Origin of the sequence: Paenibacillus sp. PCH8, from assembly GCF_002968835.1 — a bacterium.
GTDB lineage: Bacteria > Bacillota > Bacilli > Paenibacillales > Paenibacillaceae > Paenibacillus.
The window spans coordinates 87,402-111,331 of sequence record NZ_PKQK01000002.1 but is presented as its reverse complement, the minus strand read 5'-3'; the positions used below and the strand labels follow the sequence as shown (position 1 = coordinate 111,331).

The following is a 23,930-nucleotide window of genomic DNA, read 5'->3' as shown; positions in this document are numbered from 1 at the left end:
CAAGGTTACTATGATGTCTGAATGTCCGAGGATTTCTTTTACCATCTTATGGTTGATGTTCTGGGCGAGCATGAGAGAGGAGACAGGATGTCCATGGCTATGGAAACGAATAGGGGAACACTTGATTGAAATTTCAGTTCAGTTATCAATTGTGGCACTAACTTAATTGCTGTTGGACTTGATTTAGTTTTGTAGCCTGAATTAAAAGTTAAGGTTATTTTTACGAAAATACGTGGTATTGTACAAAACAGGTACATGTATTAATATCAAAGTATGTAAGTTTAAATGGGGTTTCGATGAGGAGATAAGTATGAGAATAGTTGATTTGTTTTCTGGGGCTGGAGGGCTTACTTTTGGTTTCTACTATAGTTTGATTAACGGAGAGTTTGTTAGAAATGAAAACTGTGAAATAGTTTTTGCTAATGAGTTTGATGAAGCAGCAGCACAAGCATTTCGCATCAATTTTCCAGATGTTAATATGATTCATAAGAATATTAAGGATTTCAAAGAAGAAGAGATAGAGCAGTTAATAGGAGAAGAGCAGATAGATTTGATCATAGGAGGACCTCCTTGTCAATCTTTTAGTACAATTGGAAAGAGGAAATACGACGATAAAGCACAATTGTACAACGAATATTATAGAATGTTGTCTATGATTGAACCGCGCATGTTCCTTTTTGAAAATGTAAAAGGTATGCTCTCTATGAGAGATGAAAACGGGAACCTTGTGATTGATGACATTGAGAATAAATTTAGACATATCAATGAAGAACTGGGCTACAACATTCAATATAGGGTTTTGAATGCGGTGAACTTTGGTGTACCTCAATACAGAGAGAGAGTTTTTATTATAGGTATTAGAAATGATTTAGATATTGAATGGGAGTTTCCAACTGCATTAGAAGGAGTCCCTACTATATCTTTGGAGGAGGCTATTTCCGATTTACCTATAGTTGAACCTGGTGGGGAGCTAAATGATTATCTCAATAATAACCCTGTGAACAACTATCAAAGACTAATGAGAGGGAATAATGAAAATTTGACTTGTCATTTTTCAGCCCTATACGGGGAGAAAATTCAGACTATTGTAAATCATGTAATACCTGGAGAAGGTAAAAACTACATTAATGGCTTAGTTGATCAGGGAGTTCTTGAAGAAAAGTATAGACTGACGTCAGGATACAGCAATACATATGGACGTTTACTTCCGAACCAACCGTGTACTACGATTACGAAAAATCTTTCAACACCATCTGGATTACGCTGTATTCACTATAATCAAAATCGGGGACTGACACCGCGTGAGGGAGCGAGAATACAGTCTTTCCCAGACTGGTTTCAATTCAATGGAAATAGGTATGAGATCAAGACTCAAATTGGAAATGCTGTTCCTCCACTCTTGGCAATGGAACTAGCTAATCAGATAGAAAGATTAATAGGATAGAGGGATTGTATGCAAAACTCTGATAGTACAATTTACTTTAATTTCTCATATTTTGCTTTGAAGCTTCTTGGGAAAGGTTTGTACTCGAATCATTGGACAGCAATTGCTGAACTTGTGGCAAATGGTTTAGATGCCCAAGCTAAAAATATTAAGATTTATATTAATATGAAAGATAAAAAGAACTCTGTTATTGAAATATTAGATAGTGGACATGGGATGGGTTACGAAGATATTGCTGAAAAATATGTCCTTATTGGTAGAGATAAACGTGAGGATGGTCAAATTGATGAAGAAATTAAGAAGCAATTAATGGGCCGAAAAGGTATAGGTAAATTAGCGGCACTTTATCTATCGAGTAAATACTTTATTATTTCCAAAACTGAATATGAAACCTCTGCTTGGTGTCTCGATGCATCAAATGTGAAAGATTCCGACTTGCCACATTTGGATAGAATTGATGTTAACCAAATGGAAATTGAAACGAAAAAGGAATGGGAAAAATTTGAAACAGGAACAATGATTAAGCTAACAAATGTTGACTTAACTTATTTCGGTGAAAAGACATTAGCTGGTTTAAAAGCAAGATTGGCTGATTTTTATTTAACGGATACACTGCCAGGAGAGATAGAAGCTGCAATTTTAACTGAAAAAAACTCACCCTTACGCTTTGAGAAAGTCGAAAAGTCAATCGCGTTTAAAAATATTTATGCAATCTATAATAATACGGAAATAAATTTCTCGAATAGGTTGGCTGAAAGTGTAATCGTAAAATCTTCAGTAGAAAGCGTAATGAACACACCAAGATATGTCGAGAAGCTTGACTCTTCTGACTTTACTGTAAAGGGGAAAAAAAAATTCCTTAAACAGGATGGATCATACACTTCTCAAGAATTGGATTATGAGATGATTGGCTGGATTGGTATTCATACTTCTATTCAGAATGATGATGCCAAACTAAATGATGCTGAGTATTTAAAAAATAAAGCTTACAGACCGAATCAGTTACGACTTTATGTTAGAAATAAACTAGCAGTAGAGAATTTCCTGGATTATCTTAAAAATACACAGGCGTTTAGTAATTATATTGAAGGTGAAATTAGTTTTAACATACTAGATCACAATGAATTAGGCGATATTGCAACTTCAAACAGGCAAGGTTTTGTAGAAAAAGATGAACGAGTTCAATTACTAATCTCAATTTTAAAGCCAATAATTAATTCATTAATAAGAAGACGTGTTCATTTGGGACAAAAAGTAAAATTTGAAGAAATGGCTTTTTATGAAGAAGAGCAAAGAAAGGAGATTGAACGCCGTAAAATAGAGGAGGAAAAACGCAAAGAAGCCGAAAAATCAAGAGAAAATGAAGAGCAAAAAAGATTTTATGCAGAACAACAAGTTGCTGGCCTGGGAGTAGAATTACAAAATACAAATTCAATTCTGAAAACTGAGAAGAAACGTAATAATTTTCTAGTTGATTCATTGTCACAAGATCAATTTGTTTTTGCTGAAAAGTTGCACATGGTTAAAATTAATGTCAGTACGATTGAAAGTGTAGTGAGAAAGTTAATTATGAAGTTACAAAGAGGTAGATTTAATGAGCATGAAGCATGGGAAAGTTTGAAAACTATATCTTATCAAGTAAAGAGAATACATGCTACATTAGAATATGGTGGATTGGCTCAATTTAATACAAAAGAGGAAATGACCGAGGGAGATATGTTTGAATTTATTTTAGAGTACTGTGAGAATGTCTTAAATAAATATACGAATATAAAAATTATAGTTGGCATAGAGGATAATGTTGAATATGTTACAAGATTCTCAACTCAGGATGTTGCAGTCATTTTAGAGAATGTTGTAAGTAATTCTATAAAACACCAATCAGATACTTTAACTGTTAAAATGGCTAAAGAAAACGGCGACTATGTTATTAATTTAACTGATGATGGAAAAGGAATGGACACTAGAGTAATTAACGAAGATGAACTATTTGAATTTGGTAAAGGATATACAGCTAGTGGAACTGGAGTAGGACTTTATCACATACGAGAAATAGTTAATAAGAAGTTGAACGGAACTATAAAAATTACCAAAGATTTGAATCAAGGCTTTGGTTTAAAAATAAGGATGTGATTATATGAGATGTGATTTGAAGTTGTTATGGGTTGATGACTATGACTCTTTTTATATGGAAAACAAGGAAATTTTGGAGATGTTGGTTGAGGATGTTGGGTTAACAATTCAAATAGAATATGTTCAGGACGCTCAGAAATTTTTGGATAGATTGGAGAGAGAAAAATCAGGATTCAAAACTTTTGATATGTTTTTTATAGACTACTCGTTGTCGTATGGGATATTAGGAAGCAGCCTTATAAAGAAACTTCGGGGGATTAATGTTGATTCGGATATTCTGTTCTATTCCTCTCAGCATGAATCTGATATAAGAGAGATGGTTTCAAAAGATTTGGGGTCTTTTGAAGGAGTATATATAGCTAATAGAAATAATTTCGATGAAAAATCAAATTATTTGATTAAGAAAAACTCAAAAAGACTTTCATCTCTTTCTAATATTAGGGGATTACTAACAGATCAAACTTCACAAAATGACTTCATAGTTAATTCTTATGTAATGAATGAGTATCCTAAATTGACATCAGAACAGCAAGTGGAGATTATGAATATAATTTTGGATTTAATGAAAAAGCAAAAAGAAGCATTTGCTGAGGCATCAGAAATTGAAATTATGAAAATTGAGACGAAGGGTAGTATAGATATAAAGAAACTTTTTAAACTTCGGAACTTCCTATTTACACTGGATATGAAATATAAAATGTTTCAAAAGATAATTGAGTACAATAACGTCTCAACTTTTGATGATAATCCATTTGAAAACTACAAGGATGTTACACAATGGAGAAATAAATTAGCTCACAAAAAATTAGAAGTATGTAAGGGTCAAAGACATATAATTTTTAGTGACAATCACAAGCAACATACTAATAGAATGTGTTCAGATGATTGTATCGTAATAGAAACAGATTTAAACGAGAAGATATCAATTGATGAGTGGAATATTTTAAGAAAGAAAGTTGTTTCTTATGGAAAGTGCTTCGACTCTGTATTAGATAGTATTACGCCAATTGACATTCCTGAACTAATATAAATGTTATATAAGATTCTATTTCAAGTGAATCCAGATTCTATTTTGTGCCAATTAAATTTTACATAGGAACTGGTCACATTTTTGGTCACACTTTTTCCTTTCCGAGCTTCACGGTAAACTCGAACGAAAAAACAAAAAACTAAGGCAAGCCTTGTCCCTCAAGGCTTGCCTCCCCATTTTCCTTAACGCTCAGAACCTTATCGCTCCACTGGCAGCGATGAGGTCAGGGGTTCGATCCCCCTAGGCTCCATTCATAGAGAAACGCCATCACATCATGTGATGGCGTTTTTTTGTATGGATTGCCTAGGAGGTCAGGCTCCGTTGACAAGAATAGAAATGCTAATGTGTCGTTGTCTAACGACCCCATAAACCATCGAATCTGATATCGTGGACTGATCATCTCCTGCATAGTCCGAATGGTGTTGCCCCGATCAGTCCGATCATCAACCCTCAACTTCTAATGGAAAGAACATGGGGCTAGGTCAATCCATGTCACGTAGAGGAAACTGTTGGGATAACGCTCCACAAGAATCATTCTTAGGACATTTAAAGATGAAACGAATTTCAAAGCGTGTTTGACCTTGGAAGAAGTTAAGCAAGAAGTGAAAAGCTATATGATCTATTACAATCATTATCGAGGTCAATGGAACTTAAACAAGCTGCCGCCTGCACGATACAGACAGCAACTGAATTTGCCTAACTTTTTTTAAAATTGTCCTCATTATTCTGTATACGCTTTCAATTAACCAGATATTCGACGAACCTTACAAAGATAGTAGCTACTTCGGCGCGGGTAGCGGTGGCTTTGGGAGCAAAAAAGTTGTCCGTCTTGCCTAATACAATGCCGATGCCCCGTAGCGCCTGAACGGCCTCCAACGCCCATGAGCTGATCTCACTCTCGTCCGCGAAGGACTTAGAATGGCTTTCAGGTATCTCAAAGCCCTTATACTTCATGTAGTTGTAAAGTATCACTAGCATCTGCTCGCGCGTCATCGGTGAATTGGGGTCAAACAGGTCTGCGTTTGTACCGTTGACTATGCCTTTTTCGGCCGCCCACTCGGCTGCCGCCGTGTACCACTGTCCGTCCGTCACGTCGCTAAAGCGGGAACTCGTGTAGCTGGAGAGGTTTACGTTCTCAAGATTGGCCAGTACTTGCACGAACATTGCACGCGTCATTGCGGTGCCCGGTGAGAACGTCGTGGACGTCGTACCGTTGAAAAGATCGTATGTGTAGGCGAAATTTATATAGTTGTAGAACCAGTCGTCCATGTTGGCATCCCTGAAAGGGTTGCCCGATATCACGAGGAAGCCCAGTGGGGTGGCGTCATCGAACGCCAGCTCCGTACCCTCACGGATGTTCAGCGACATGCCGTTGTCTAAGCTGACTCTTGCGCCGCTCAGTCCTACCACAACCGCGCCGCCACTCCGTATCTTCGATCCCCCGTGGATATGCACTTGATTACCGTTTGGCAGGTTCACATGCGCGTCTTTGCCGCCTACTGTAACCGTACCGTCGCTCGCTATCGTCGAGCCGCCTGGAATGGTCACTGTGCTGTTGCTGCTAGGGATGGTCACTTGGGCGCTCTTGTCCGCCGGAATGGTCACCTTACCGTATGAGTCTATCGATGTGCCTTCGGGTACCTTGATCTCCGTCCCGCCCTTGGTCGTAATCGTGCCGCCGCCGGGCAGGGTGGTGTTGCCGTTTTTGTCTGTGACCGCGGGCTTATCTTTCGGTGTATTCACTGTGTAGGTCGACTTCGATGTTCCGGCGTCTGCCCTGGTGCCCGTATTGTCGGTGTTGCCCGTATTACCGATGTTGCCGGTATTTCCGGTGTTGCCTGTAGTGCCACCAGAATCAGGCACGGTAGGAGTTTTTGTCGCCGTCGGCATCCCCGTCACACTGATCTCCGCGCCGTCTCCCTTCGCGTTCACCGCAACGATCTTGAAGCTGTAGCTTTGGCCGTTTGTCAGGTTGTTGAAGGTATACTTGGTCTCCGCCGCATCCAATGCAATCGGTGTTACATTGCCATACCATACCTTGTATCCCAATATCGCACTGCCACCGTCGTCAGCAGGAGCAGTCCAGCTCAATGTGACCTGCCTGTCACCCGCTGTCGCCTTGAATCCGCTTGGAGCACCGGGTACGACCGGTTTTCTCTGCGCGAACATCCAATCAAATACATCTATATAGTCGTTGTTCCAAGCTGGCAAGTTAGAGGACTGCGCCGTAGGTGCTATACTCCAAGTTCCCATAGTGATCTGGTTATAAAGAACCGCTGCTTCAACTTCATGCGCTATATAATCAGCCAGAACAGGTGTGTTGGCAGGATTCGGTCTCAGATTCGGCTGATCAAATTGATTGTAGGGCCACGTAAGTGCTTCATTACTCTCAAATCGCGAAGCCCTCGCGTTGATCATTTTCGGCATATTGTTATTGATAAAATTATTGAGGTTAGTCTGGTAACCTCCAACATTATGAGCATTTAAAAACATCCAATAGGCCAGGTTGTTGTGAGCGTCATTGTCCTTAGCGTTCGGTGAACCGCTTACAGGGGCCATAGGTGCGGCGGCGGCGAAGAAGCCAGGGTGGCTATTAACTAAGTTGTTCGTATACTGGCCGCCCCAGGAGAAGCCTGCTGCGTAAACACGGTTAGGGTCTACTTCGCCGCTGGAAATCAGGGCGTCTATGACCTTCTTAACATTATCTGTTGAGGGAACAGATACGCCATTATAGGAAATATTCAGTACATGGCTGGCGTACTTATCGGGATTTTGCTCCATCTTTTTCATTAGAGCGACTGAGCCGTTGGCGGATTTCATAGCGGCTTTTTGGTCTGTCGCAGCGTTTGTTCCGCCGCGTGACATACCATGTGTATAAACATACAGCGGCAATCCTTTCATCACCTTACCATCATCATCCTTGTGAAGGTAGAGCGAACGATTGACCGAATTGTCTGTGAATGTTGTAAATTTATCGAGGATTGGATTAACAACCTCTTCCTGTTCAAAAACCACATTGCGAAGTGGACTCCCTTCTGTCAGTATGATTTCGCCTTTTTGGACAATGGTGTAAACCTGCTTTGTCGAGTTACTGCTGCCATCCAGCGTTGTATTGCCGCCGCTCGCTGAATAAAATTCAGATTCAACTACGATGTAACGACCACTAGCCAGTCCGTCCTGATAATCTGGTGAATTGCTAACCTGCCCCAGATAGCCGCGTACCTTAGGTTCGTCATTAGCGTATACTCTTGTGATCTTGCGTGGTCCTTCAAAGGTCACTGCTTCGCCGTTCAGGGTCGTGTTCCTAGCCGATAAGGCAAACAAGTTCGGATTAAGCTCGGAGCCTAACGTTGCCATCCCCTCGCCTAAATCAATAATAACAGCCGTTGTGTACTCGCCACTGGCGAAGTTGTCATTCCATACGATAAAGGGAAGTATCCCCGCGTCTGGATCGTTTTTGAATGTCACATGAATGGTATGGTCAGCCTCAATATTCGAAAAGGTATACGTGCCGGCAGATAGAGTCACGGTCTCGCCGTCTACCGTTACGGTATCAACAATTTTGCCGTAATCGGGGGTAAACGTAATTTCTTTGTTAGAGCCCCGATCTACTCTCACGACATCGCCGGGTGGGTTCGACATGATTGAGCCGCCCGGTCCCGCAGTGGCGGTGATTGAAAATCTGGTGTCCACTTCATTGGCTGAAGTGAGCTGCAGGCTGTCTGTAAAAGAAGCAGCGCTGGTGTAAGCTGCGTCCGGGTCTCCGAAACTGGAAACGACTTCATAGCGGTCAGCTCCCTTTTCCGTTGAGTTATTGATGTAAACCTCGAAGGTAAGCTGTCCCTCCTCAAAGGTCAAATTTCTTTTTGGTATTCTCATCTCCACGATGTATTCGGTTTCCGTGATCTGGGTCCATGCAGCCCTGCCTGGAGAGGCCTGCCCTGAAAACACGCCCGTCGAGCTGACGCGCCATTGGTTTGAGCCTCCGGTTCCGGTACCAACATAAAACTCCAGGCTGTCATACCGATGATCTGCGCCAGCTCCCTGATATAGATTACTGTCATTCACAACTACGCGGGCATACAGGTAGTCATGATCCCAAAGGATTCTGGCTGTACCCGTGGCATGAGGTCTGGGGTCGGTGGGCACCGTGCTTTTGGTAATGTGATGCTCCATGGTTTGGCTCCAGAGTGGGTCGTTTGACCCGAGTTCGGGAGTTCCAAAAATGGCGGTGGGTGTTTCATTCGCTTCTGCGTTCTCGATGTTGTCAGTAGCAGTGGCATAGCTGGTTGGCATTAGCGACGCCACCATTACTAAGCAACAGAGGAGCGCGAGCATACTTCTAAATCGTTTTGGCATAAATGAAAATCCTCCTTATTTTTTCGATCCGGTGCGCCCATGGCTTACCCGCATCGTATTCGGACACGTTGTCCATTTGACAAGCGCCCAACTATATATATTATGTTTATCAGGGGTTCAATCCTTTAATTTAAACATAGAGTATATTTAGAATGAAAACGATTACTTCGAAGTGTAGGAATAGTGTTGCAGTCTGCGTCAAATTTAAATTGCAATAAAAAAGTACACATTATTAACATGATAGTACATTGAATTGAAATCGTTAAAGACGTAATATGAGAAGAAATGTAAGCGCATTCATTTAAGGGTGTTTTTTTAGCTCCTTGAGCGAGGTGGTCTTGTTTTAAAGGTGAGCTAATGATTGTATGCTTCTGAATATTAAACGAGGGGAAGAATGCTATGCGAAAGCGAATTACAATCATAACTTTAGCTTTACTTTTGGCCTTCAGTAACTGTTTAAGCCTTGTTCTGCCATTTAGCAATCAAGCTTCAGCGGACACAATAACACCAACGATGTTGGCGCATTATCCATTGATTGAGGATGTATTGGATAAATCAGGTCATGGTAAACATGGAACGGCTGTAGGAAGTGTTACGTATGCCGATGGTCTTACTCTACCTGGAGGGACCGATAGTAATACGAACTACGTTCAGCTTCCTACGGGTTTGTTTGATCATCAAGAAAATACAACGATTTCTGTATGGATCAAGAGTAACATGGAAAGTGGGAACTACTCCGCATTGTTCTACGGTACGCCAGCAGCTGAAAATAAATTACCAACGAATTACTGGATGTTTAATCCATCGAATCCAAGTGGTGATTTTAAGTCCGTATTTACAGATCGCAATAATGTTGACCAGCCTTGGACGACTGAGGTAGGCGTAACAGGCACCTCTACGTCACAGTACGAAGGTCAATGGGTTCACTATACGACGGTCATCACAGAACGCTCTATTACAGGTTACATTAACGGTGTAAGTATAGGCACGGCCACCAAAGAGAAAACAACAGCAAGCTTCGGTACTGATTTGCAAGCTTACATCGGTCGCTCCAATTATTTAGGGGATGCTACTTTTGCAGGTAGCTTTCAAGATTTAAGAATTTACGGAGAGGCGCTAAGTAGTGAAGATATCGCTGAAGTATATGAACAATCATTTAATGAAAAGCAAGTACAACAAAGCAAAATAGAGCTAGAGTTAGGTGAACTATCTGGCGTGACAGAATCTCTTAAACTTCCTTCTGCCAATAAGTATGGCGCATTGATATCATGGACTTCCAGTGATGAGAGTGCGATAAGTCCAACTGGGGAAGTGATCTTACGAGAAATGGAGCAACAAGTGACGTTAACTGCAACGATTTCTTTAGGTGGAAGCCAAGCAACGAAGGAATTCATGGTTACCTTACTACCTAAGGATGACTCTGTTGAGCAGATTGCCGTTAAAGGTGTTTCGCTTAATGAGTCTACACTTCGTTTATCCATGGGGGACAGCGAGACATTAGTGGCTACGATATCACCTTCAAATGCAACAAATAAAAGAGTTACCTGGACATCTAGTGATCCCAGTGTAGCGATTGTTAATTCAACGGGTAAAGTTACAGCTGTTAGTGGTGGTACTGCTACCATTACAGTACAAACTGAGGATGGAGAGTATGTAGCTGCATCGGATATTACCATTCAAGAAAAGTTGCTAAAAGATGATCTGCTTCTTCATTACAACATGAAAACGACTGCAGAAGTAGACGGTCAACTCGTACTGAAGGATGTTGCCAACAAGCCAGTTACATTCGATGGGGTATTTAGAAATCCAAACAATGGACAATTCATTTCAAACAGTGAGGTTGGCTTTATATCCTTCAATGGAGGAAGCTCTACATCGAATAGTGGATATGTTGAGATCCCTAAGGGCTCAAATGGACTAGATCTATTACAAGGTCTGAATGAAATTACCGTATCTTCAATCGTGAACTGGACGAATGATGGTACGAATCGCTGGATTTTCGGTTTGGGTACGGTGTTAACACCGGAAACGAATAAATATTTCTTCGTAACCCCACGTCACGGTAGTGGATCAGGCAATATGATAGCTACAGGTATCTCCAAAAATGGCTGGCCGAACGAAGCATTAGTTACAGGTAGCGCCAACTCCAACCTGATCGGTGGACAGTGGAAGCATGTAACAGTTTCCTTCTCCGAAGCTAGCAACAAGATGACATTATTCGTGGATGGAGCTAAGGTTGCTTCAGGTAATGCGAAGGGACTAAAGCTGTCAGAAATGATTAATCCGGATACTACGTTCTCTGGCTTCATTGGTAAGTCAATCTTTGCAAACGATCCATATCTTCAAGGTAGCGTGGCTGATTTCCGAGTATATGATCGTGCGTTGACGGAGCAAGAAATGGGCGAGTTATATCAACAAGAAGCCGTAACTCACATCTCCCAAATACGTCAGCTCACGGTTGATGATGCAGCGAATCAACTTAATATCGGTCGTTACTTAGACGAGGCAGATCAGAGTGCTGATAAGATAACGAGAAACGTTAACCTACCAAAAAGCGGTAAAAACGGCGTAAATATTACGTGGAGTTCTAGTCATCCTGCTGTCATTTCTAACAGTGGCACGGTACAACGTCCAGCTGTTCAAGCAGGTAATGTTCAAGCAGAGCTTACGGCTACTTTAACGTATCAAGGCGTATCTACAACTGCTGTATTCCCTGTTACGATCTTGAAGCAATTTGATGATCAGCAGAAGGTTGATCTGGACGCTGAACAGTTAGAGATCCACAATGCGAACAATGTTAAAGGCAACTTACGTCTTGTCACTACAGGTGAACAAGGCTCCACCATTACATGGACATCTAGCAGACCGGCAGTTGTTAAAGGAACGGCTGAAGCAGCTGGAAACGCTACACAGTTAGGCTGGGTAAGCCGTCAAGCTACGGATATACCCGTTACGTTAATAGCTACAATTACGAATGGTACAGCTTCTAAAGAGCTGACGTTTAACGTCACAATTAAACAAGCAGCTGCACCACCACAGCTTGATGCATACTTCTTTGCTTACTTCACAGGTGAGTATGAGGGTGGTGAAGAGATCTCCTTCGCCACGGCTGAAGATCCATTGTTCTGGAAAGCGCTGAATAATGGGAAGTCAATTCTTCAATCGGATATGAGTGAAAAAGGGCTTCGTGATCCATTCATTATTCGGTCAGCAGAAGGTGATAAATTCTATATGCTGGCAACCGATTTGAAAATGGGCGAAAGTACAAATTTCGACCAAGCTCAGATTACGGGTAGTCATTACATGATGATTTGGGAGTCGGAGGATCTCGTTAACTGGAGTGAGCAGCGTATGATTGAGGTTGCTCCTAAGACGGGAGGAAATACGTGGGCACCAGAAGCGATCTATGATCCGGTAACTGGAGAGTATATCGTATTTTGGGCATCATCGATGAAAAACACAGAGACATATGGTGATTATAACGGAAGACCGGCAGGTCAATACAATGTGATGTACTACGCAACAACAAGAGACTTCTACAACTTCTCTGAGCCAAAAGTCATGATTGATGAGTCACTTCCGACCATTGATACAACGTTTATTGAGCATAATCAGATGTTGTACCGATTCACCAAATCAGAAGTGAATACGAAAGTGTATGTGGAGAAAGCACCAACTTTCTATTATGACAAGGACGATATTGCAGCAAATGGCCTTCAATATGATGCTGTTCCTGGTACACGTGATAATAAACTTGGCTTGATCGGAAAAAATGGAAATAATGAAGGGCAAACGATTTTTAAAGATATTCATAAAGACAAATGGTATCTGTTCCTGGATTCATGGCCATATCATGTACGATATACAACAGATCTGGATCGTAGCACGCAATATATGAACAATGTATTAAGTAGTGATCAATATGCACTTCCGCCAGGACCACGACACGGAACAGTGATTCCAATCTCACGTGCAGAGTATAATGCTTTGCAAGAGAAGTATGCAATGAAAGGTCCAGCACCATCAACAGACCCGGTTGTACATTACTCATTTGATGCAGATACAGTGAATGGTACAACGTTGAACGACATTTCTGGTAATGGCCATCACGCAACACTCGTAGGTGGAGCAACGGTTAATGAAGAGGATCGTATCGGTAAAACGGGTGGCTCGCTAGAGCTTAATGGGTCAACAGGATATGTGAAACTGCCAGAAAACTTGATTCAATCCTTGAATCTGGAGAAGGCTACGTTCTCTACATGGGTTCAAATGGACAAAAATCAAGCAAATCAAAGAATATTTGATTATGCTTCTGAAACAGGCAGACAGGTTAACCGCAACACCATGTACTTGAGTACACAAGGGGATACAGGTAGTTTAGAGTTCGCTGTCGTAACACCTTTTACAGAGAAATTTAGCAATGACAGCACGAGACTAGGATCAGATTATAAATATGCAGTGAGAAATGCTGGGCTATTACCAACGAAGACTTGGCAGCATGTTGCCATTACAATGGATGAATTTGATGCAGTATTGTATGTGAATGGTCAAGAGGTTAAACGTAGCTCGACATTTAACGTGGAGCCGAGAATGTTACTGGAAACAACGATGAATTATATTGGTAAATCGAGAAATAGCTCTGATCGTCTATTTGATGGTAAATTGGATGATTTCCGTATTTATAATCGTGCATTATCCGTTGAAGAGATCGCAACTTTAGCTAATGAAGATGTTACTCCTCCAGTAGAGCAGCCATCTGGGGCAGAGCTCATTCTCCACTACGATATGAATGATAGCGATCGTGCGAATTCGACGGTTATTGACCAAACAGGTAACTTCAACGGTAAATGGATGAATCCGTCTAAGGCAGAATGGATTCGTACAGAAGATGCTGGTGTGCTGAGCTTTACTGGGGGCACAACTAACTCTTATGTAGAGCTACCACAAGGAGTTCTCGATGGATTAACGGATATGACCGTTTCATCCATTGTGAACTGGAGCGGTAAAAACGCTGCGGAGTGGTTATATGCATTAGGAAGACCAAACAATAATACGCACTATACGTATTTCACACCACGTTATAACGCTAACGGTCTAGCTCGCCTAGGTATCGCGACGAATGCTTGGAATAATGAGTCTTCAACTTCTACCACGGGCTTAAAGAATAATGAATGGAAAGTAGTTACGACTGTTGTTTCAGGCACGGATGGTACACTAACGATTTATATTGATGGTGTTGCTGTTGCATCAGGCTCAACAAATGGAATGACGCTAGAACAAATAAAAAATACTTCAGGCAGCAGTGGATACATCGGTAAGTCATTCTATACAGCTGATCCATACTTCGGCGGTATGATTGCAGACTTCCAAATCTATGATGGTGCGATGACGGCGGCAGATATTACATCACTTAAGGCTCGTGCAGATCAGAAGATTGCTCTAATGGAGGGCGTGCTGGTATCGGCTGCGACAGAGAAATTAACGATTCATGATCTTCTTGCTTCTAATACATCCAAAGATGCGATTATAAGCAATGTAACATTGCCAACATCAGGTGCTTATGGCACAACAATAAGCTGGACTTCAGATAAGGGCAATGTGATTTCAACTACAGGTGCTGTAACCAGACCAACTAACGTAACGGGTGATCAAGTTGTAACGTTAACAGCGGTATTTACAGATGGTACAGAGACAGCTCACAAAACCTTTACGTTGACGGTTAAGGCATTGCCTAATGATGCCACTTCTGTAGATGAAGCTAAAGCAGCGCTAGTCGTTCATAACATTAATGACGTAAGAGGTCATATATCATTACGAGCATCTGGACTGTATGGAACAACGATTACTTGGGCTTCTGCTCAACCAAACGTCGTTTCAGTGACTGGTGAAGTACAACGTCCGGCGCACGGTAGTGGAAATGTAGACGTGAAGCTTACAGCTACGATTACATTAAATTCAGCATCCACTACAAAGGAATTCATTGCGAAGGTGAAGGAACGGCCTGCTGATGAAAATTATGCGGGATACTTCTTCACATATTTCACTGGAGAAGGTACTTCAACAGGGGAGCAAGTTCACTTTGCACTAAGTAACGGTAATGATCCGTTGAACTGGAGTGAATTGAATAATGGTAAACCTGTATTGACCTCTGCCTTAGGGGAGAAGGGGGTACGTGATCCATTCATTATTCGTTCGCCTGAAGGTGATAAGTTCTACATGATTGCTACCGATTTGAAAATTAACGGCAATGGAAACTGGGGCAGAGCACAAACATGGGGCAGTCGTTCTATTATGGTGTGGGAATCGAATGATCTAGTCAACTGGACAGATCAACGCATGGTAGAGGTTGCACCGGAAGAAGCGGGTAATACATGGGCACCAGAAATTATGTACGATAAGACAACAGGTGAATATATCGTATTCTGGGCTTCAAGAATGTTTGACGATGCATCCCATACAGGCAGTGCATATCAAAAAATGATGTATAGCAAGACAAGAGATTTCTATACGTTTACTGAACCGCAAGTATATTTGGATTATGGATATTCCATTATTGACACAACGATGATTGAGCATGATGGAAAAGTGTATCGTTTTACGAAGGATGAGCAAGACAACGGAGCTTCTGCTCCATTTGGCAAGATGATCTTCCAAGAAGTTGGTGACTCGATCTTAGATCCAGCCTTCAAGATGATTAATCAAGGTGTGGGTAACATTAAATGGGTTGAGGGTCCAACGATCTTCAAATCAAATACAGATGAAAAATGGTATTTATTCGTAGATGAGTTTGGTGGAAGAGGTTATGTTCCATTCGAGACAACCAATCTTGCTTCAGGTGTCTGGACATTATCTTCTCACTACAACTTACCCGCTAGTCCGCGTCACGGAACAGTAATTCCCATTACACAAAGTGAGTATGATGCACTCAGTGGGAAGAACGTACCTGTTAGCGGAATTAGCTTGGACAAAACGACGTTGTCCATCGTAGAAGGCCAATCAGGGCAATTGACAGCTACCGTATTACCAGCTAATGCAACGAAAAAAGCAGTAACATGGAGCTCTAGCAACCCAGCTGTAGCTACTGTAAGTGCGACAGGTCAAGTAACAGCAGTGGCACGAGGAACAGCAAGCATTACAGTAACTACAGTAGATGGTGGTTTATTATCCAGCGCTATGGTAACGGTAACACCATTGGTTGAACCGACTGCACCAGGAGAAGTGACAAGAACAAGTGTAACAGCAGGTAATCAAAAGCTGACTTTGAAATGGAGTAATCCTACAGACAGCGATCTAGTCGCTATTAAGATTACAGGTCTAGGAAGTACAGAGTTTAAGACCGTAACGGTGAATCATGCGGCTAGCAGTTATGAAGTCACAGGACTTGCGAATGGTACGCGTTATGAATTCCGTATTACTACGGTAAACGCAGCAGGGAATGAATCCGCAGGGGTTGTGGTGTCAGGAACACCACAAGCACCAAGCAGTGGTGGTGAAAGTGGTGGAGGTAATATCCCTGCACCTACAGCACCACCAGCTCCAGGTGGAAGTGATCCAGTGGTCATGGACAACGGTCAAATAAACATTAAGCCAGTCGTAAATGAGAGCGGTACTGCTAAAGTGAAGTTAAGTGCGGCTACGGTGAAGCGTGCGCTTGATCAAACGACAGGCGGTAAGCTACACATGAGAGTTGAAGCTGATGAAAGCTTGAACGAGCTAACGATTGAGCTAGCAGTAGATACGCGCTTAACAAGTGGAACTTTTACGGTAGATCGCATCGAGATCAACACAGGCTCTGCAGTCCTAACCGTGGCAACCGAACTACTTGGAACAGGAACAAGCGCAGGGAAAACCTTAGGATTGTCGATTAAGAAAATAGCAGCTAATCAACTGCCAGCTAGTGCACAAGCTGGACTAACCGGTGAGGTCGTATACGATATCAAGCTAACGATTGATGGTAAGAATCTTACGGAGTTTGATGGCAGAGATGATCTCGTGATTGCCATGCCATATACACTAAAGGCTGCCGAAAATCCAAATAACGTTGTGGTGTACTATGTGAAGGATAACGGAGAGCTAAGAGTGGTGACGAATGGTAAATACAATGCAGCGACAGGAAAAGTAGAGTTCAAGCCAACGTATCCAAGCAAGTATACGGTAGCGTATGTTGCAACGAGCTTTAAGGATGTGACCCAAGACTGGGCGAAGAATGCGATCTCAGCATTGGGAGCAAGAGGCATTGTGAAGGGTGTAGGCGACGGCGAGTTTAATCCGAATGGTCAAGTAACAAGAGCAGAATTCATCACCATGCTGATGAATATGTTTGAGCTATCGGATGAGAGCGCAACGACAAGCTTTAGTGATGTGAACCAAGGAGAGTGGTACCATGGAAATATCGCAACCGCGCAGAAGCTAGGGATTGTGAACGGGAAATCAAATGGAAGATTCGGAGTTCATGAGAACATTACGCGAGAAGATATGGCCGTTATGGTATACAAGGCGATCCAAATGAAGCAACTAGCGTTAGCAAGTGGTGAAGCTACAGCCTTCAAGGATGAAGCAAGCATCGCAAGCTATGCGAAGCAAGCGGTAGAGGCAATACAGGGAGCAGGCATCATAAACGGTGTAGGTAACGATGAGTTTGCACCGAAGAAGAATGCTAGCCGTGCAGAAGCAGCAGTGATGATCTATAATTTATTGAGTTTGATGTAGACACGATAGGCTCCATAACGAATGATAAAGCCGATCCGAAAGGGTTGGCTTTTTTGTTTATGAGCGCATATGGGGAATCCCGGCGTTCAGTCCGCACGGGCGGAGAGGATGTAAACACAAACTTTGAAGCTCTGGGATTCCCTGGTGTTTTTTTGATCGTTTTTAATCTAAAATAAATAGATATAGATAAGGAGTGTTACAAATGAATATGAATATCTTTATTATTGAGGATGATCCTCTTCTTTTGGAAGCACTTAGAGAAGGATTAAATCAGTGGTCATATGAGGTAAGTAGCCCAACGGATTTCTCTCATGTGATGGATGCTTTTGCGGAACATCGCCCACATCTAGTGATTATTGATATACAGCTCCCCAAGTTTGACGGCTTTCATTGGTGTAGAGAAATACGTGCCGTGTCCAAAGTTCCGATCATCTTTCTTTCATCAAGAGATCATCCGACGGATATGGTGATGGCTATGAACTTAGGGGCGGACGATTACGTTCCTAAACCTTTTCATATGGATGTACTGATTGCCAAGGTACAGGCTATTCTTCGTCGAGTGTATACGTATGAAGAAGCATCCTCCGATGTAATGGAGTGGAATCAAGCGATTATTGATATAAAAAGTGGCGAAATCCATAAGGATGGGAAAACCATTGGCCTGACAAGAAATGAATTTTTTATTCTTTCGATTTTAGTAAGGTCCAATAATAAGGTCATCTCACGTCATGAACTGATGAAAATGCTCTGGGATGATGATCAATATGTGAATGACAATACGCTCTGCCAACATCACAAGATTACGGCAACAGCTCGCTTCTCTCCATTTAGCAGAGGGGATTGTGACTAAAAAAGGTCTGGGGTATATGGCCATTACGCTTTAGGAGGTTTCACATTGTTCATCGCTTATCTGGTTTATAAAAAAAGTTGGATCGGCTTAATCGGGTTACTGCTGCTGCTCACCAATGCGTTGATACAATTTGACGCCGGTATAGAGGTGGAGCCTCATTCACTTATCTATTTAAATACGTTGTTTCTAACGATCTGTATTGTTTTTTTGATATGGCGATATAAGAAGGAAACAGCCTATTATAAGTCTTTGGTTACCCTATCTAACGATATGGGAGATGTTTGGTTTGTAAATATTCCCGAATCCCAAAGTCGTTTCCCTGACGAGGTGTTGTATACCCTTTTGCAAAACATCCATGAGCATGATCAAAACAAGCGTCGTGAGGATCAATTAACCCAACGCTTGGAACATGATGACCTTTCCTCATGGGTTCACGAAGTGAAAACGCCCCTTACAGCGATGAAGATCATCATTGATGGCCACCATTCTAATGAGTTAGTACAAAGGTTAAATGCGCCCTGGTTGAGGATGCACTTATTGATCGACCGGCAGCTTTATATTTCGCGATTAGCTAACTTAGAGTCAGATCTGCTCCCGGACAAGCAGAAAGTGCAAGATTTGATAAGAGAAGAGGTTCGTGAGTTATCAACATGGTGTATGGAAAAAAATATAACCATTGAGGTTACGGGGAATACCGGGGCTATCGTGTACACGGATAAAAAGTGGTGCGGGTTTGTAATGAGACAGCTTTTAACGAATGCGATTAAGTACAGTCCAACAGATGGAAAGGTATCCATTCATATGGATCTCCAAGAAAATAAATATGTCAGTGTATCGATTAAAGATGAAGGGCCCGGCATTCAATCACATGACCTGCCACGTATATTTGATAAAGGCTTTACTGGAGAAAATGGAAGGGTTCAGCACGCAGCCACCGGAATAGGACTTTATCTTGCACAAGAAATAAGCAAGAAGTTACACATTCGACTTGAGGTTGCTACAGCTGTTGGCGAAGGTACATCGATTGGGATGATATTCTCTAGTGACAATCCATTTGAAAGGATTAGACGATCACCACTATATAATAGGCATGAATGAAGCAGTTAGGATATGTAAACCTGACTGCTTTTTATTTTGGCAAGGTGACAAAAATATCACATTGGGCCCCATTTTATCACCTAAAGCTTACGACTAAGAGGCACAAAAGAATTACACTGTGTATAGAACAACTTGATTGGAGTGTATGGGATGAAAGATCAAATCACACCTAAGACCGTTTTACTTGCTGAGGGGCTACGTAAATCATATGGTTCAAAAGAAAATGCCCAACAGGTGTTACAAGGCATCAACCTTCACGTGACAGAAGGAGAGTTTGTTGGCATTATGGGACCTTCCGGTTCAGGAAAGACCACCCTTTTGAATACGTTAGCGACGATTGACCGTCCCACGGATGGCGAAATTTTCATACAAGAGTACGAGATCTCCAAAATGAAGGATAGACAGCTTTCAGATATTCGTCGTCAACATCTAGGTTTTATCTTTCAGGATTATAATTTGCTTGATACGTTAACAGTCAAAGAAAATATATTACTGCCGGTGTCTTTAACCAAAATGAGCAAAATGGAAGCGGAACATGAGTTTAATGAAATTGCAGCGATTTTAGGTATTACGGAATTAGCGGATAAGTATCCTTCTGAAATTTCAGGCGGACAAAAGCAGCGTACCTCTGCGGCACGAGCGTTAATTCATTCGCCCTCGCTTGTTTTTGCAGATGAACCGACCGGTGCTCTGGATTCGAAGTCGGCCTCCAATTTATTAGAGAATTTACATGAGATCAACCATTCACGGCAAGTTACCATTGTCATGGTTACTCATGACCCGCTGGCTTCCAGCTATTGTAGCCGGGTCGTTTTTCTCAAGGATGGCAAGGTTTTTGCTGAATTGTATCGGGGAGAGAAAACGAGAGAATCGTTCTTTAAAGACATTCTGGATATGCAGGCTGTTCTTGGAGGGGGCAGCCCGAAATGAACATACGGAAACTGGTGATGCGCAGCATGCGGAAAAACATCAAGATGTATTATCTTTATTTTTTCGCGATGATTTTCAGCATCAGCTTGTATTTTATCTTCTCGACTCTGCAAAATGATCAAACCGTCATGGAAACCGTTCAAACCAGCGTAAACTTCTCTACGGCTTTTCAGATCGCAGGCATATTGCTTATTCTCATTACCATTGTGTTTACGATGTATGCGACGAATATTTTTATCAGAAGGCGTAGTCAGGAAATTGGATTGTATCAGTTAATTGGCTTGTCTAAGTTATGGGTCACCCGGGTACTGATCCTGGAACATACGATTCTTGGTCTAGGTGCTTTATTGATCGGAACAATCGTTGGAACCTTGCTCTCACGACTCTTTCTCTTGCTGTTAATGAACGTGTTAGGGCTTGATGTCAAGTTCGGCTTAACCTTCTCAGGTCAGGCACTTATTCAAACGATTGCTGTATTTACCTGCTTGCTTGCGGTTACAACCTTACAAATCATATGGACAGTATATCGCAGTACATTGCTGCAATTGTTTCAGGCTAATCATCAAAATGAAAGTTTTGTCCAACGTCCAAGCATCGTGTCAGCCATTTTAGGGGTAGCCGGAGTAGGTCTGATCGGGTTTGGTTATTATGTGTCTACCTTTCTTGGATACAATGCAGATTCATTGATTTTTCTAATGTTAGTTGTTCTTGTGAGCACCATACTCGGAACCTATTTAGTCTTTCACACGACCATAAGCTGGATATTATATGTTTATCGGAAAAGGCAAAATGGAAATCTCGGCTTGATTAATAGCCTTTCGGTCGCATCTCTAATGCACAGAATGAAAGGTCACGCCAATTCGTTAACGTTAATCACAATCTTGTCTGCGATGACCATTACGATGATTTCCCTGTCCTATTCCTTATATTATTCCATGGAAAAGGATGTAAGATTGTCGATGCCTTTTGATTTTGCAATGGAAAATATGCCGGAGGAAGCCACTGTGATCACAAGTAAGTTAGCAGAGGCGCAGATTGAATTTGATTATCATCAAGTGCATGCCATTCGATTTGATGGCGCATGGGTGGATCAGGATCAGAATTCAAAACCAAGCTATCGTAACAGACCGTTTTTGCTTTTCTCAGCAGAGCAGATGGTGCAGGTTGGATTAGATCTGGAACGTCCCCAAGATGGTGAGGCCATCTATCATAGTAAGCGAGCCATTATAGAAGGAATGGAGGTTTTATCTCCAAAAGAGGTGCAATACGCATCAAATGATGAAACCAATCGACTACCCGTCTCCAAGTCCGAGCTTAATAACGTGATGAATTACATTCTTCATGGCGATCAATTAATGGTCTCTGAAGAAACCTTCGAGCGAATGAGCGACAGCATTCAGGAGGATGAGTCCAAACAGTTGGTGACATTTGAGGTATTTAACGTATTGGATACGGAGAAAACAGATATCGCTTCGGATATTTTTCGAACGAGCGTGGACAGTGACCTGTTACTCAGGGACTTTTATTCCACATACGAGGGATCGCGTCAAAACTTCGGGCTCCTCATTTTCATTGCTGGCTTTCTGGGATTAGTATTTATCCTTTCAACGGGAAGTATTTTGTACTTTAAACAAATGACCGAGGCCGAGCAAGAGAAAGCTCATTACCGAACACTGCGACAACTCGGTTTTCAAGTAGACGACATCATGAAAGGAATCGTCCGTAAACAGCTCTTTGTTTATTTGATCCCTCTGGTCATTGGGTTAACTCACGCTGCTTTTGCCTTGAAGGTAGGTTCTATACTCATCGCTGCAAGCATGCTTACCCCAATCCTTATGAGTATGGCAGCGTATATCGTGATCTATTTAGTGTTTACGGTCGTTACCATTCGGTATTACAAAAATATCGTTATTAATGCTCTATAGAAAGGAAGAAAAATGATAAAAAAAAGAAACCTCATTTCTTGTCTCGTTGCGATCGTTATGATGACTGGTCTTTATATCTTCATGCGTGAGCCATTTGATCGTTTTAATCCCATGATTAAAGAGGAATATGTATATGTTAAGGTTCAAGATGAACCTGTAGATGATGAAGGTAGATATAAATATAAGGTGCAGGGTGTCACCGAAAGTGGAGAGACGAAACGAGTGGTATTCAGCACCAGTACCAGACTCGATCAAGGCACACTTTTAAAAGTACTTGCCAAAGGTACGTACACAGCAGACTATAAGTTAATAAAAGAGGATGAAATGCCATTGAAATAAAGATTAATGAAATGACGATCATGGCGCTATATGCATAAAAGGAATAACCAAGCAGAATCGTTACCACATCTCGTGGTAGCGTTTTTTTTGCATGTAAAAGAACACACGATAGTTGTAATGTATAACACAAAAATCCGCAATATCCTGGCATCATGCAGCAACTCATACTTTAGCTTGTTATGGGATGGATTTTCCCCCTAAGATTTACGGTGTAGGCCAGGTTTCCATCTGTCGTGATTACGGCAGCTTCGATATGCTTCATTTGATTTACTTTATGAATAATGGAGACAGCATCTAACCCAAACAACTCTGTAGTATATATATCACAGTCCAGCGATTGATCTGCAATAATCGTTAAAGAAGCGATATTACTTTCAATGGGATATCCTGTTGTACTGCTAAATATATGATGGTAATGAGTTCCTTCCTTCTCTAAAACTCGCTCGTATATGCCGGATGTCACGACGGATTGATCTCTGATGCTGACGAGTGCTGCTGCATTGCCTCTCGGTAAAAAGGGGTTTTGTATACCGACTTTCCAGTAATGATCTCCTGAGGGTGCATCTCCATAAACCAGAACATTGCCTCCCATATCGACCATAGCGGATACAGCTCCATTATTCTTGAAAAATGTCATAACTTGATCAGCAAAATAACCTTTAGCGATAGCTCCAAGGTCGATCTCCATACCTTTTTTGGATAAAAGGACCGTTTGTTGCTCATCATCGAGTTGGATATGTTCAGGATTCAAGAGATCCAGCACGGTCTTTATAGCTGAATCTTCTGGCACATGTGCCTCGCGGAAACCAATTCTCCACAATTTGATCAAGGGACCTATCGCAATATTTAGATATGAATCTTCATTCAAGCTATGTTCTTTTCCTATTTTGATGAGTTCATACAGTTCCTTGTCCACCTTTTGTGGATTTGCTGCAGCTTCTTTTTTGAGCATGGCAAGTTGTGAATGTTCACTATTGGCACTAAAGACTTTCTCATAACGTAACAGCATATTCACGGCTTCCTGAGCGAGCTTTTCAGCATCCCCCGCCTGTATACAGAGTGATATTTTGGTTCCCATGAGAGGTATCGTTTTCGTATAAGTATTCATTACAG

General features: G+C 41.8%; 11 protein-coding genes and 1 pseudogene. 10 read left to right on the top strand and 2 right to left on the bottom strand.

The genetic code is table 11. The annotated features are described in order from the left end of the window. Positions 1–310: 310 nt before the first annotated feature. From C0Q44_RS13085 to C0Q44_RS31775, 4 genes are all read left to right on the top strand, one after another. Complete coding sequence (locus tag C0Q44_RS13085; protein ID WP_105407778.1) at positions 311–1,444, top strand: DNA cytosine methyltransferase; 1,134 nt, start codon at positions 311–313, stop codon at positions 1,442–1,444. Positions 1,445–1,453: 9 nt separating this feature from the next. Next, on the top strand, positions 1,454–3,577 hold the full coding sequence (locus C0Q44_RS13080) for an ATP-binding protein (protein WP_105407777.1): 2,124 nt from the start codon (positions 1,454–1,456) through the stop codon (positions 3,575–3,577). A gap of 55 nt (positions 3,578–3,632) precedes the next feature. Continuing rightward, entirely contained in the window at positions 3,633–4,607 is a 975-nt protein-coding gene (locus tag C0Q44_RS13075; RefSeq protein ID WP_181150994.1) for a hypothetical protein, read from the top strand. A 614-nt stretch (positions 4,608–5,221) separates the two neighbouring features. Next, positions 5,222–5,317 (top strand): hypothetical protein, encoded by a 96-nt coding sequence (locus tag C0Q44_RS31775; RefSeq protein ID WP_483874453.1) that lies wholly within the window; start codon positions 5,222–5,224, stop codon positions 5,315–5,317. 28 nt (positions 5,318–5,345) lie between these two features. On the opposite strand, the gene C0Q44_RS13065 is transcribed toward C0Q44_RS31775, so the two are convergent. Continuing rightward, positions 5,346–8,903, bottom strand: a complete 3,558-nt coding sequence (locus C0Q44_RS13065) for an S-layer homology domain-containing protein (RefSeq protein ID WP_258166303.1) — start codon at positions 8,901–8,903, stop codon at positions 5,346–5,348. A 462-nt stretch (positions 8,904–9,365) separates the two neighbouring features. Here C0Q44_RS13065 and C0Q44_RS13060 point away from each other — a divergent pair, with 462 nt between their 5' ends. The 6 genes and pseudogenes from C0Q44_RS13060 (at position 9,366) to C0Q44_RS13035 (ending at position 22,817) form a co-directional block, all read left to right on the top strand. Continuing rightward, a complete protein-coding gene (locus C0Q44_RS13060) occupies positions 9,366–17,675 on the top strand; it encodes an immunoglobulin-like domain-containing protein (protein ID WP_105407774.1) in 8,310 nt (2,769 codons plus the stop codon). 202 nt (positions 17,676–17,877) lie between these two features. Beyond that, a pseudogene (locus tag C0Q44_RS13055) lies at positions 17,878–18,559 on the top strand (response regulator transcription factor). 11 nt (positions 18,560–18,570) lie between these two features. After that, a complete protein-coding gene (locus tag C0Q44_RS13050; protein ID WP_105407773.1) occupies positions 18,571–19,623 on the top strand; it encodes a sensor histidine kinase in 1,053 nt (350 codons plus the stop codon). A gap of 150 nt (positions 19,624–19,773) precedes the next feature. Continuing rightward, a complete protein-coding gene (locus tag C0Q44_RS13045) occupies positions 19,774–20,553 on the top strand; it encodes an ABC transporter ATP-binding protein (RefSeq protein WP_105407772.1) in 780 nt (259 codons plus the stop codon). Continuing rightward, on the top strand, positions 20,550–22,478 hold the full coding sequence (locus tag C0Q44_RS13040; RefSeq protein WP_105407771.1) for an ABC transporter permease: 1,929 nt from the start codon (positions 20,550–20,552) through the stop codon (positions 22,476–22,478). Before C0Q44_RS13045 ends, C0Q44_RS13040 begins: the two co-directional genes overlap by 4 nt. Before the next feature lie 12 nt (positions 22,479–22,490). Further along, positions 22,491–22,817, top strand: a complete 327-nt coding sequence (locus C0Q44_RS13035) for a YxeA family protein (RefSeq protein WP_105407770.1) — start codon at positions 22,491–22,493, stop codon at positions 22,815–22,817. 169 nt (positions 22,818–22,986) lie between these two features. Here C0Q44_RS13035 and C0Q44_RS13030 read toward each other — a convergent pair whose 3' ends face one another. Then, the gene (locus C0Q44_RS13030; RefSeq protein ID WP_258166383.1) at positions 22,987–23,895 is read right to left on the bottom strand and encodes an FAD:protein FMN transferase; all 909 of its coding nucleotides are present in this window, start codon (positions 23,893–23,895) and stop codon (positions 22,987–22,989) included. Positions 23,896–23,930 lie beyond the last annotated feature (35 nt).

Bases quoted from the DNA above. Each gene is read 5' to 3' on its own strand.
- C0Q44_RS13045 (WP_105407772.1), top strand. From the start codon at position 19,774: ATGAAAGATCAAATCACACCTAAGACCGTTTTACTTGCTGAGGGGCTA.
- C0Q44_RS13075 (WP_181150994.1), top strand. From the start codon at position 3,633: ATGGAAAACAAGGAAATTTTGGAGATGTTGGTTGAGGATGTTGGGTTA.
- C0Q44_RS13030 (WP_258166383.1), bottom strand. From the start codon at position 23,895: ATGGGAACCAAAATATCACTCTGTATACAGGCGGGGGATGCTGAAAAG.
- C0Q44_RS13065 (WP_258166303.1), bottom strand. From the start codon at position 8,903: ATGCCAACCAGCTATGCCACTGCTACTGACAACATCGAGAACGCAGAA.
- C0Q44_RS13035 (WP_105407770.1), top strand. From the start codon at position 22,491: ATGATAAAAAAAAGAAACCTCATTTCTTGTCTCGTTGCGATCGTTATG.
- C0Q44_RS13080 (WP_105407777.1), top strand. From the start codon at position 1,454: ATGCAAAACTCTGATAGTACAATTTACTTTAATTTCTCATATTTTGCT.
- C0Q44_RS13085 (WP_105407778.1), top strand. From the start codon at position 311: ATGAGAATAGTTGATTTGTTTTCTGGGGCTGGAGGGCTTACTTTTGGT.
- C0Q44_RS13040 (WP_105407771.1), top strand. From the start codon at position 20,550: ATGAACATACGGAAACTGGTGATGCGCAGCATGCGGAAAAACATCAAG.
- C0Q44_RS31775 (WP_483874453.1), top strand. From the start codon at position 5,222: ATGATCTATTACAATCATTATCGAGGTCAATGGAACTTAAACAAGCTG.
- C0Q44_RS13060 (WP_105407774.1), top strand. From the start codon at position 9,366: ATGCGAAAGCGAATTACAATCATAACTTTAGCTTTACTTTTGGCCTTC.